The 12226-nt window shown below is 35.2% G+C and carries 7 protein-coding genes; 2 read left to right on the forward strand and 5 right to left on the reverse strand.

The genetic code is table 11. The features are described 5' to 3' along the window. Window position 1: 1 nt before the first annotated feature. The 5 genes from WJN01_RS09705 to WJN01_RS09725 form a co-directional block, all read right to left on the reverse strand. On the reverse strand, window positions 2-2236 hold the full coding sequence (locus WJN01_RS09705) for a fasciclin domain-containing protein (protein WP_445196958.1): 2235 nt from the start codon (window positions 2234-2236) through the stop codon (window positions 2-4). 300 nt (window positions 2237-2536) lie between these two features. Continuing rightward, window positions 2537-4039: a rhamnogalacturonan acetylesterase gene (locus tag WJN01_RS09710; RefSeq protein ID WP_445196959.1), complete on the reverse strand. Its 1503-nt coding sequence runs from the start codon at window positions 4037-4039 to the stop codon at window positions 2537-2539. Between the two features lie 18 nt (window positions 4040-4057). Then, the gene (locus WJN01_RS09715; protein WP_445196960.1) at window positions 4058-6916 is read right to left on the reverse strand and encodes a glycoside hydrolase family 2 protein; all 2859 of its coding nucleotides are present in this window, start codon (window positions 6914-6916) and stop codon (window positions 4058-4060) included. Between the two features lie 5 nt (window positions 6917-6921). Beyond that, window positions 6922-8217 carry a rhamnogalacturonan acetylesterase gene (locus WJN01_RS09720; protein ID WP_445196961.1) on the reverse strand — a complete coding sequence of 432 codons (1296 nt, stop codon included), beginning with the start codon at window positions 8215-8217 and terminating at the stop codon, window positions 6922-6924. A gap of 91 nt (window positions 8218-8308) precedes the next feature. Further along, window positions 8309-9355, reverse strand: a complete 1047-nt coding sequence (locus WJN01_RS09725; protein WP_445196962.1) for a GntR family transcriptional regulator — start codon at window positions 9353-9355, stop codon at window positions 8309-8311. 299 nt (window positions 9356-9654) lie between these two features. Between WJN01_RS09725 and WJN01_RS09730 the strand changes: the two genes are divergently transcribed. Together WJN01_RS09730 and WJN01_RS09735 are read left to right on the forward strand one after the other, a co-directional pair. Continuing rightward, the gene (locus WJN01_RS09730) at window positions 9655-11130 is read left to right on the forward strand and encodes a glycoside hydrolase family 28 protein (RefSeq protein WP_445196963.1); all 1476 of its coding nucleotides are present in this window, start codon (window positions 9655-9657) and stop codon (window positions 11128-11130) included. 11 nt (window positions 11131-11141) lie between these two features. Then, window positions 11142-12218 carry a PKD domain-containing protein gene (locus tag WJN01_RS09735; RefSeq protein WP_445196964.1) on the forward strand — a complete coding sequence of 359 codons (1077 nt, stop codon included), beginning with the start codon at window positions 11142-11144 and terminating at the stop codon, window positions 12216-12218. The last annotated feature ends 8 nt before the right edge of the window (window positions 12219-12226 follow it).

The raw sequence follows: 12226 nt of genomic DNA on the forward strand, positions 1-12226 counted from the left end.
TTTATTCCGTGTATAAAAGATAATTATCTATTAAGTGAATTAAAGAACGGTCGGCTAAATTGTTACTTTGATTTGGTATGTAACTGGAAAATCGATTGGCAGAATCAACAAAAATGAGTTCATCTGGAGCACTTATAACATTAATGTATGTTTTGTTACCCTCAAAATCCTTCAATAAAGTTTCGGTTTGACCATTAATCAAGCCGTCATCAGATGCGGTACGGGTGGCCAAAATGTGGTATTTTATGAAAGCTTCAACTTTATCCCTATCTTCGGGAGTACTCGGATTATAATTAGGTTGTCCAAGAGAATTAGCTGGAAGCACTCCATCTGCAACTGCCTGAAGTATGGCATCATTACTTGGTATGGCAAAAGTGTAAGAAGTTCCCAGTTCAACACCCTGAATACTACCTGTAGCCGTGTCATACAAAGCTGAACTGTAAAGAAAACGGAAAAAGTTAAAATATCCTGATCCAGGCAGTAGGGCTAGAGCAAACAAGTCAAGACCTTGCGGCTCTTCACTAAAATCTAGAACATCATCTATATAATACGTCCTACCATTGCGTTGGTCTTCAAAACCAATAATATTAACCCGAACATTGTCAACTTCATTTCCAGCGGCCCAAACTTGATTGTTATCCCATTTAATATACTCTCCAGCCAAATCAAAATCTCCGGTACGGATAATCCCTGAACCTGAAAGATCATTCATTTCATCATTTGGAGTAGGAACAATTCCGTTATAAAGCACACGTAATAAACGTGTTCTTGCCAGTGTACCTGCAACGGTGTTACCTGTTTCTGGGTCTGTATAAACCCATTCACTACGGTTTATGTTGTATTCAAAACCATGGTCGCGCAAAATTTCATCTGATGGAAGAAACAAGGTGTATCTTCCCGTTATATTACTTATTATTTCTCGATAACCAGAACCATCGTTATATAGACGAGTAGCTAAGGTAAAATCTGGATCTAAATATGCTGAAGTGTAAACACTATAAAACAAATTGGATTCTTGAATTTTGTTGGTTCCATAGAAAAAGCCATTGCTTAGGACTTTGGCCTCAAGAATATCTGTATTTACATCAAAACGTATATCCTCGTCCAATCCATTACTATATGTAGGCAATAGGGATGGCCACACAGCGTTCTGGACCATGTGCGCATTATAGAGATCGACAAAAATATACTTTGGCAATTTATCAAGAGCCGTATAGTTCTTTAGAAGTACCTCATCTATAAATTCTTGAAAAACTGTATTTTCTGGAGCAAACAATGTGTAAGCATCATACTGACCATCGTTATCGGCTTCCTTAATGTAATTTTCATTATTTGGTGAAAAAAACAACTCAGGATCATATACTTTTACATAAACCTCATCTGTTTTTCTTGTAAAGTTTTGATAGGTGTCTGTTGCATCCTGATCAAAAATATATTCAACCAAGTTGGTTTCTAACAAATCCCTAAAGATACTGTAATCTGAACTTTCTTCAAGCTTTTGGTCTAAACTGATTAAGGGAAGTGAAACCTTATCCACTTCATGAATAATACCGTTCTCGGCAACTATATCTGCTTGAACAGTTTTACCTCCAAGAACATTAAAGCCTGTATAGGATGAATTAGAATAGAAATATTGATAGTCAAAAGCACTTAAACCAAGTGCATCCATATATTCTGAAACAAAATAAGAGATGTATTTATTGTTGTTATCCCCTGGAATATAATAATCTCCACCTAACCCATTGTTTCTATTAGAACCAGCAACCACAATTGAGTTGCCATCAACCATTTTATTTTGAAAACCATCATAATAAGCCGTTCTTCGTCTAAATGCATTATCTTCTTCCCAGCCAGTTGATGACTGATAATCTGACAGCCTTTCGGTTCTAAAAGCATTATAAATTAGAGCGTATCTAACAATCTTTGAGGCGGTTATCGAATCAATACTGGCAACACTTGATATTCCTTGTTCTTGGAAAAAATCTTCAAAAGCATCATCATTAGGCGCCATCATGGTCCAGTAACCAGATTTGCTCAAAATATCTTTATATCCGGCCTTTTCAATTAAAGCTGTTAAGTTGGTAAAATTACCATGGGCTTCCAATTGCTGAAAAATAGGATCTTCTAAATCGTCAGGTCTTGCATAGTAATTGTCAAACTCTTCTTTGCTACTACAATTAGTCAAGAAGATTACAACCGGCAAGAAAAATAAATAGCAGAGTATTTTTTTATTCATTATTAGTTGAATTGATTTTATAAAGTTGTTAAAATGATTTAGTTGGCTAAAAACATGTTAAGGTAACATTTCTATTTGAAACTATTTAACAATATTTTAGAAAAATTTAACACTCAAAATTATGATTACGTAATTTAAACACCATCCTGCACCATCCTGTTTAGTTAATTAAACAACATCCCAAAATTTAAGACACAGTATTACAGAACGTTATACTTATTTAATTTCTTAATATTAACTGATATTAAATTAAATTTTGCTTTTTTCTTTTAAAATTGCTTTCAAATTTGTCAAAACTGATTACTTGTTTGGGTAAATGCAGCCTCTCAAGCCAATTTCTTTGTGCGCTTTTAAAATTTTTGCTAAGATTTTAGCTGTAAAAGTTGCACCTTCTATACCTGTATGTGTATGGTCTTTAGGAAAAAACTCCTTTACCTTTTCTTTGCCTAACTCTTGATATTTTTGGGCAATGGCATCACTCAAATCTATATAAATAGCATTTTCGGCTTCAGCTGATTCTTTGGCCCATTTTACATAAGTATCAAATCTCTGTTCAACTTTTTCATTAGGCCATTCGTTTCGAGGGGTTAAACTCAAAACGATAGGCATAGCACCTTTTTCTTTGGTTTCCCGAATCATTTTTTTCATGTACCATCCGTAAGTATGTACGGTTTCGGTAACACTATCTCTTTTAACTTCCTGTGTTTCGTCTCCCATGCCTTTTAAAGACCCCCTGTATTTGGCTTTATCTATATTTCCTGCGTCATTATGGCCAAATTGAAGAAACACATAATCACCTTTCTGAAATTCTGCTTTCGCTTCATCCCATAAACCTTCAAAAATAAAGGTACGAGAACTTCTACCTCCTCTGGCTTTATTGATGACATTGACTTGCATGGTATCACAAAATTTAGGGAAAGCCATACCCCAACCAATTGCATTGGGGTTACTGCTGTTGGCCATAGTTGAATCTCCGATTAAAAAAATATTCTTCTTTTTTGGTAACTGAGTTTTAGGGTTTTCAAGAATATAATCTTTTAAAGAATTATCGGTTTTCTTTAGTTCGTTAGCAATTATTGAGGCAGCCATTAAAGCTCCTTTGGCAGATGTATGGGTGTGGTCGCGTTTATAAAAGTAGGTTTCAGTAACATTCTCCTCACCTAAACCTTCCATTTTTGTTGCCATTTCATTGTTCAAATCAATAAAGGTAACATCATTTCTTTCAGCTATTTGTTTTGCCCATAATCCGTAAGAATTGTTATTTCTTGGCACTTTACCATCTTTCCAATCGTTTCTGGGAATCGGCGACATAATTACCGGAATTGCACCCTTTCCTTTGGTATCCTTCACTACTTTTTCAATATACCAACCATAGCTGTGCACAATTTCGTGTACGCCAGTTATCATGTTATCAATTTCTTCCGTTTCTTCACCTACTCCTTTTATGGTACCCCGAGCGCGAATAGTATCATTGACGGGGCCATTATCATTATGGCCAAATTGAATCAATACGTAATCGCCTTGTTTCAGTTTGTTACATACCGTATCCCACAAACCTAAATTTTGAAAAGTCCGACTACTGGTGCCTCCCAAAGCATGATTTTCAACACTTACTTTTGAAGAATCTAAAAATTGACCAATAAAATCGCCCCAGCCCCAAAGACCTCCATAACCATCGCCTCTACCATTTTTCACGGTTGAATCCCCAACTGTGTAAACTGTTGGTTTTATGTCAGGCTGTTGTGCACAACTGGAAAATGATATTGTAAATAGAATGATGGTCAAAAACTTAAATGCTTTCATATTATATTTTGAAATGGATTAATTGTTTCTAAAATCGAACCATAAAGTCATGGGAATACCATCGTCTCCACTTTTGATTCTAATGTTTGTTGGCTGGCTCTCTGGACCTTGATGTTCCAAAGGCTTAAAGGCTCTCATGGCCGGTATTTCATACATAAATGAAATATTACCACCGGGAAACTCAGGTTGTGGAAACGTTTTGGAAACCGCGTATTTTGGCAAATCTGGAGTGAATAGTCTTAAAAACAGATTGTCATTTTCACTAAAAAATTTATAGTCTCCTGTTTGGGTTTTTAGGTTCCCTGCAACAAAGTTAGCATGGTAGCCTTTAAATTCAGGATACACCAAATTCTCAAAACTTTCACCTGTTATGGTATTATTGTAATCTTTCTGCCAAAGCCCAAATTCTGTTCCTTTAATCCTGTTTTTCCAAACGTGGTAAGGACCGTTACCTATAAACTTAATGCCTTCTACACCTTCTTCAGGAAAATCGAAAGTGATACCAAATTTATTAATCTCTCCTTCAAAGAATGCCCCATCAAAACCATTGTTGCTTCCGGCATTTTTCAATACAACCATTTCCATCTTTAAACGCCCATCGTTAAACAGTGTCCATTTTGCAGAGTGGATTCCTCCTGAATATTTAATATTACAAATAGCTGCACTATCGGTTTCTTCAGTTGAAATATTTTCAACTTGAGCCTTCATGCCAATGGGTCGTGGACCATTTGCAAAAGGTACATTTCCCTTTTTGTTTTCAATACTGATGATTTCACCTGTTTTGACATCAAATTTCATACTAACCTCTTTACTTTTTAAAAGCACCTCATCACCAACCTTTGTGGCTTTGGCTGACTTTTTTACTTCATTCTTTTCAATAAATTTTTTAGCAAAATAAGAAGCACGATGAATTGGCCAAGACCAAGTGTAAATTTCCCTACCATGTTTATCGTTAGCAGTAATTTCCAACCAATCGCCTTCAAAAAAGTTTTCAGGAATATCGAATTGTATTTTTCGGGTTTCACCGGGTTCTATGCTTTCAATTTTAATAGGGTTTGATGCTATAACTTCAGCTTTAGCATCAGTATATAAAATGCTATTATTGGCTTTTAAAACCTTGTATGCCAATTTACATTTATTAAGATTTGTATAGATATATTCATTTGAAATTAGAAAAGAGCCATCAAATTTTGAGGTGATTCTTTTTGGTTGAAATTGAATGGGCGACCACACTTCTTTTACAGTAAAAAAGCTGCCTTCCTTTTCTCTGTGTGGTCCTAAAACACCATCGGCAGCCAAGTTTCCTTTGGAATCGTATTTCTGCTCACCCGTCCAATCGGTTCTCAATACCGCTTCGTCCAACATGGCCCACATAAATCCACCGGCAAATAAGGGACTCTGCTTATAACGTTTCCAAAAATCTTCCAAACCTGCTCCAATACCATTATCATAAGTACCATGCATAAATTCGGTTGGAAGAAATACATTTTCGCCATTATTAAAACGGTGCATACCAGTTAAATAGGTTGGATAATGGTGTGTGTCCCAACCGTTAAAATCTGCCCATGGATGGATGACGATACGCTTTTGTGGGTCGTATCCGTGAAAAACATGGTCTATTTCGTAATTCCAGCCACCTTCATTGCCATGATCCCAAATAATTACCGACGGATGATTTACATCGCGCTGAACGGTTTCCTTAATAAGCTTAGTTCCTGTTTTAGTATCGTAGCCATTTTGCCAACCGGCAACTTCGTTTAAAACAAATAACCCAAGAGAATCGCAAACATCTAAAAAATGCTCATCACCCGGATAATGGCCTCTAACCGCGTTCATATTCATATCCTTGATTAAATTAACATCAAGAACACTAATCGCCTTAGTAGTGCTCCTACCAGATTCTGGCCAAATGGTGTGTCGGTTTATACCTTTCATTATGATTTTTTTACCATTAACGTAAATACCATCCTTTTTTTGAAATTCGATGGTTCTGAAACCAATTCTTGTTTTAGAAGTGTGAAGTGTTAAACCGTTATTCTTCAATGATAGGGATAAACTATATAAATTTGGTGATTCCGGATTCCAAGGTTTTACGTTTTCCCACTTAGCTTCAATAGTTTGAAAATCTGAATCATTTTTTAATGGAATAGTAATAGACTTAAAATTTCCATCACCATTTATCGGACTTATACTAGCTTCGACAACCGAGTTTTTTGGAACGTTAACTAAGTTTAAATCTGCACGCAACGAACCATCCATTTTGGCATCAATAGCAACATGCTCGATATAAGATTCTGGTGAAACCTCTAACCAAACTGGACGATAAATACCACCAAATAACCACCAATCGGTTTTCCGTTCTGCGGCATTTACACTGTTGTTGCTTGAATGTTTTGAAACATGGGCTTCCAACAAGTTTTCACCTCCATAATTTAACAGTGAAGTTATATTGTATTTGAATTCATAAAATCCACCTTGATGGATATCACCAGCCGATTTTCCATTTATTTTTACTTCGGTATCAGTCATGGCTCCACCAAACACAATGGTAATGTTTTTTCCTTTATAATCCTCTGGGATATTGAACTTGTATTTGTAAAACCCTTCTTCCTTACTGGGTTCATCTTGATTTAACTCTTTGTACCAACGACCATAAGTATACTCGCCAAAACCTTCCAACTCCCAATTGGATGGCACATTTATAGTTGTCCATTTTTTACTGTTATTTCCATCGGTACACATGAACTCCCATTTTACAGGGTTTTCAAAATCTTTACCGGACAAGTATATTTTTTTAGTTTCTTGTGCAGACAAACTCAGGCTAAAAAGCAGAATGAATACAAAAAGGATGTTTAGTTTAGAGGTATTTTTTATCATATTATTTAATTTCCATCGGGTTTTTCTATTTCAAAACGGGTACTCATTGGCAAGGTCCAATCGCTAAAATCATCAGGGTTTTTAGGATTGTAATCAGGAATGTCCGTTTTTAAATATTTCACAAGTTCTAAATTTAAATCTTTTATGCCTTTCACCACGCACTTCGCAATCTCATTAGCTCCAAAACTGTTAAAATGGGTATTATCCTCCAGCGCTTTGGTTTGATTGGGGAAAGTTTGGGCAGGATATTGCACAAAAGCTTTTCGTGACGGTTCATCTCCCCAAGCCTCATACATGTCTGTTGTCATTTTTGTAATATCTATGAGAGGTACTTGCAAATCACTTGCCACTTTTCTCATGGCGTCAGGGTAATCGCCATGAGTTGGTTTTAAAGTTCCATCAGCATTAAAAGATCTACGCTGTGTTGGCGTACATAAAATAGGAATACCTCCTTTATCTCGAATAGCTTGGATGTATTCTTTCAAAAAATTCGTGTAAGATTGCCAAGGGCCTACACCTTCACCCTTACGTTTTTCGTCATTATGGGCAAACTCAATAAATACATAGTCACCTTTCTTCAATAAAGATAGTATTTTTTCTAATCGTTTAGCGCCTTTAAATGCACTTAATGAAGATCCTGATTCCGCATAATTAGCCACTACAATATTCTCATTAAGGTAATTGGTAATGAATTGTCCCCAAGATGCCCAAGGTTCTACATCTTGATCGGTTACTGTAGAGTCACCAGCTAAAAAAATGGTCTTTACGCTATCTGCCGAGCTTATCTCAATGCTTTTAATGGCTGATTTTCCCAAAAATTCCAATGTTAATTTATCATCCCAATTTAATTGACCTTTATCTCTGTCTTTTATTGGTATGGCACGTTCTTCATTAATTTTAGGTGAGCGAACATTTACTATAAAAGAATAGTGCTTTGCATCCTTCTTATTTAACTCAACCTCCTTAAGCATTAACCGTCTCGATTCCGCTTTTATAGTAGTATTTCCATTTTTCCTTCCGCCTAGAATAACATCTACTTTATAGTTGCCTTCGGGCAGTTTTACCGAAAAATAAATAGATGTTTTACCTGAGATATAATCTTTTTTGAAAGTGACTTCCTTTCCAGATTCAAAATCAAATCCGTAGCCCAAATTTTCATTGAAAGCAATTGGATCATTGATTGAAATAGCATTGGTGTTATTAGCCTTTTTTCCGAAGATAAATGATTTGTTTAACGAGTTGTTTTGGGCTGTTAAACTTGAGAAACAAAATAAAAAAACGTACTTGTAGAAACCTGACATAAATGAATTTTCGACTAAATTATCCTTAAAATAAAAAAAATCCATCCTGTACTATGATGAATCTTTAAATTTAATGAAGTTTAAACTTTAATTAAAGTGAATTTCGCTCAATATATTCAAATACGTTTTTAACCTTTTCTTTTTTGTTGTTCAACACTAAATAGGCCGCTGTTTCTCCCATGGCTTTAAAATGTGTACTAACAACATTAATTCCCAAAAGGTCCTTTAACGGAGTATCATTATATGAAATCACACCTATATCTTGCCCTAAAACGAGGTTTTTTTCACGAACTTGTCTCATCAAATTAACTAAATCATTCTCCTCTATAATGATATAAGCATCCTTGCTGTCAAGTTCCATATCATCATAAATTTCGTCTAGAACCTCAAAGTCAAAATTAAATCTGGAGCAAAACTTTCTAAATCCATGAACTATTCTTCTTGGATATGGGTAAACCGTTTTAGAGGGGTAAACCAAAACCAGCTTATCATATTTCTCAAGTTTTTCCAATCCTGTTTTAAGCGCATTATAAATGTCTTCTTGAAAATCTTGATAAACAGCTCCATAAGTTCCTTGAACCTCTATTTTGTCATTATCTAAAATAATGAGTTTGTCTTTGGGTATCCTTTCTATCATTTTGATAGCACCATTTGTTGCACTTATGTGATTAAGCTCTTCGGTTTTAAAATGAGGCATAATCACATAATAATCAAAAGCACCCAAATTTCTTTCCAAAGTTCTTTCAAAAATAGATTCTTCGCAATGGTAAATCGATAAGGTAACATGTGCGTTTATCCCAACACTGTTAACAAACGAGTTGTAAATCATCATTTTGTAAGAACTCAGCTTATTGATCATAAAGAAGATTTGAATTTTTGAAATCAAATCAGTTTTGGCTGTATAATATCCTTTTCCTTTTACAGAAATAATCACCTTTTGCTCCTTTAATTGCTTGTAAGCTTTTTCAACGGTGTCTCTAGACAAGTAACAAGATTCACTCAGCTCGTTTATAGAAGGTATTTTTTCTCCAATTTTTAATTTTCCTTTAGAAATATCATTGATTATCGAGTCCACAATTTGCTTATATTTTGGAACCCTTGAAGACTCGTTAATTTTTATTTCTATGGTTTGAGACATAAGTAAATTAGATGTTTAACTACATACTAAAAATGTAGATAAACAAAGCTAATTAAAATCTTATCGATAAGTAAATATTGTGTCCAATATTATCGATTACATTTAAATATTCCTTAAATTTTAACATGTTGACAATAATAGCCTCTAAATATTGAAAAGCTCATGTAGGTACAGGATAGATTCGCTTTCAGATTATCATAAATTTACTTTTTGGCGATACAAATAACCTAAACGAGTATTAGGTATGCAAAACCTAACACTAAACCCATCGATTAAACACTTAAAAAGTTAACCACTAAATGAACAAATTCATCTTTACACTTTCATCTTTTATCATTTTTCTATTTACCTCTTGTAAACAGCAAAAAACCAATCACGAAGCATCCAAAACAAGTTACAAACCCGATTGGGTGGATAAAGTTGGTGCTGGAGATTTTGATATTTCAGGCAAAACTTATTATGTAAACGATTTTGGTGCTATTAACGACGGAAAAACAACAAATACCGAAGCCATTCAGAAAACTATTGATGCTTGTGCCGAAAACGGCGGAGGCACTGTGACTTTTAAACCAGGCGATTATTTAACGGGTTCCATTTTTATCAAAAGCAATATCAAGTTTGAAGTCCCAAAAAACGTAAACATTTTAGGAAGTGAAAATATTAATGATTACAAAGAAATCGATACCAGAATTGCAGGTATTGAAATGAAGTGGCCCGCAGCTCTAATCAATGTTAGAAATGAAAAAAACGTAATTATTGATGGTGAAGGCACAGTTGATGGCCAAGGCAAAATCTTTTGGGATTATTACTGGAATTTACGCAAAAATGACTACGAACCACGAGGATTGAGGTGGATTGTTGATTATGATGCTAAACGCCCAAGAACTTTTTTAATCTCTAATTCAAGCGATGTGGTTTTTAAAAATTTGAATATTCAACGGGCAGGTTTTTGGACAGTACAGGTACTGTATTCCAAATACATTACGCTTGATGGCTTAACGATAAAAAACAATATTGGAGGTCATGGCCCAAGTACCGATGGCATTGATATCGACTCATCAGAATGGATATTGGTTCAAAATTGCGATATTGACTGTAATGACGATAATTTTTGTTTGAAATCAGGACGTGATTGGGATGGCCAACGCGTTAACAGACCAACCGAATATGTTGTGATTAAAAATTGTGTAGCAAGGCAAGGTGCAGGATTGTTTACCTTAGGTAGTGAAACCGCTGGAAGCATTCGGCATGTTTATGTATCAAACATAAAAGGCTTGGGCACAAAAAATGGGCTAAACATAAAGTCGGCCACTAATCGTGGAGGAACCGTTGAAGATATCTATTTGGAAAATATAAAAATGGATACCGTACGCACCTTTATGCAAGTGGGCATGAACTGGAATCCGGCTTACAGTTATTCGGAACTTCCAGAAGAATTCAACGAAGATGATATACCAGAACATTGGAAAAAAATGCTGATGAAAGTTGAGCCTGAAAAAGGTATTCCAACGTTTAAAAACATCACGTTAAGCAATATTAATGTTAAAGGCGCAACAACGGCCATAAATGTTAGTGGCATAGAACAATCTATCGTTGAAAACGTTACTTTAAACAACGTTCATATTGAAGCAAAAAAGGCAGGGCAAATTAGCTATAGTGCTGATTGGACATTAAATAACGTAAGGGTAATTGCAGAAGACAACTCTAAGGTATTACTGAAACACACATCAAATATTGAATTTCCTGAAACGGTTTATTCCAACAATAAAAATTAATTTATCATAAAATGGCAAACCCAAAACAATTGCTGTTTTTGTCAGCTATATTTTTAATCATTTTAAGAACACAAGCCCAAGACACCCGAAGTTTTAAGGTCTTTCAATTTCCAAAAGATAAAATTCCAACTATAAATGGTGATACTTCTGATTGGGAAATAGTACCAGAAAGTTACGCCGTTGGTTTAGATGAGCTTTGGGAAGACAGCGGAAAACAACCCGTAGCAAATCCTAAAAATTTAAATGTAACAGTGAAAGTGGGTTGGGTAAAAGGGCTAAACCGTCTTTATTTTTTATATGAAGCTTATGATGATTACTGGGATTTTTCGGAAATTGGACTTCACAACGATACTTTTGAAGTGGTTGTGGATGCTGACCAATCTGGGGGTCCGTTTATAGACCGTTTTCATCCCAACAAAAGTTTGGATATTATGGATGCCTACTATTCATATCATGGTGTTCATGCGCAAAACTACCATATTTTCACACCGGCAAAAGACAAAGAATGGACTATGGTTTGGGGCAGCCAACCTTGGATAAAGGATTTGCCCTATGCCAATGCCGCTTACAACTACAATTTTAATCCCGGTCAAAGTGGGAAGCTCATTCTTGAATTTTGGATAACCCCTTTTGATTATGCCGGAAATAGTCCCGAAAGAGCCATAAAATCAGTTTTAGAAGAAAACAAAAACATTGGTCTTTGTTGGGCGATTATTGATTATGACGATGTTAACAAAGAAGAAAACAACGGGTTTTGGAACCTTTCAAAAGAGCATACCATGTATGGCGATGCATCCTACCTCCTGCCCTTTAAACTGATGGCTTTAGAGCCAGAATTCACTAAAGATATTGATACTAAATGGTCATTTAAAATAATGGATATGAAAAACAGAACCGTTGCTTTTAATGATGAATCGTATGGTGAAATTGACTCATGGTTTTGGGATTTTGGTGATGGCTACACATCGACCGATCAAAATCCTGTTCATCAATACAAAGAGGCAGGAAAATATGTTGTAGTTTTAGAAGTTAAAGGTTCTAAGGGCACTTCAAAATTGTCGAAGGTTTGGGATGTGGCTTTAAAATAAATTAAAAA

Source organism: Tamlana sedimenti (assembly GCF_038148895.1).
Classification (GTDB): Bacteria; Bacteroidota; Bacteroidia; order Flavobacteriales; family Flavobacteriaceae; genus Tamlana.

Coding starts and splice junctions, on each gene's coding strand:
- WJN01_RS09705 (WP_445196958.1), bottom strand. CDS start 2,236: ATGAATAAAAAAATACTCTGCTATTTATTTTTCTTGCCGGTTGTAATC.
- WJN01_RS09710 (WP_445196959.1), bottom strand. CDS start 4,039: ATGAAAGCATTTAAGTTTTTGACCATCATTCTATTTACAATATCATTT.
- WJN01_RS09715 (WP_445196960.1), bottom strand. CDS start 6,916: ATGATAAAAAATACCTCTAAACTAAACATCCTTTTTGTATTCATTCTG.
- WJN01_RS09720 (WP_445196961.1), bottom strand. CDS start 8,217: ATGTCAGGTTTCTACAAGTACGTTTTTTTATTTTGTTTCTCAAGTTTA.
- WJN01_RS09725 (WP_445196962.1), bottom strand. CDS start 9,355: ATGTCTCAAACCATAGAAATAAAAATTAACGAGTCTTCAAGGGTTCCA.
- WJN01_RS09730 (WP_445196963.1), top strand. CDS start 9,655: ATGAACAAATTCATCTTTACACTTTCATCTTTTATCATTTTTCTATTT.
- WJN01_RS09735 (WP_445196964.1), top strand. CDS start 11,142: ATGGCAAACCCAAAACAATTGCTGTTTTTGTCAGCTATATTTTTAATC.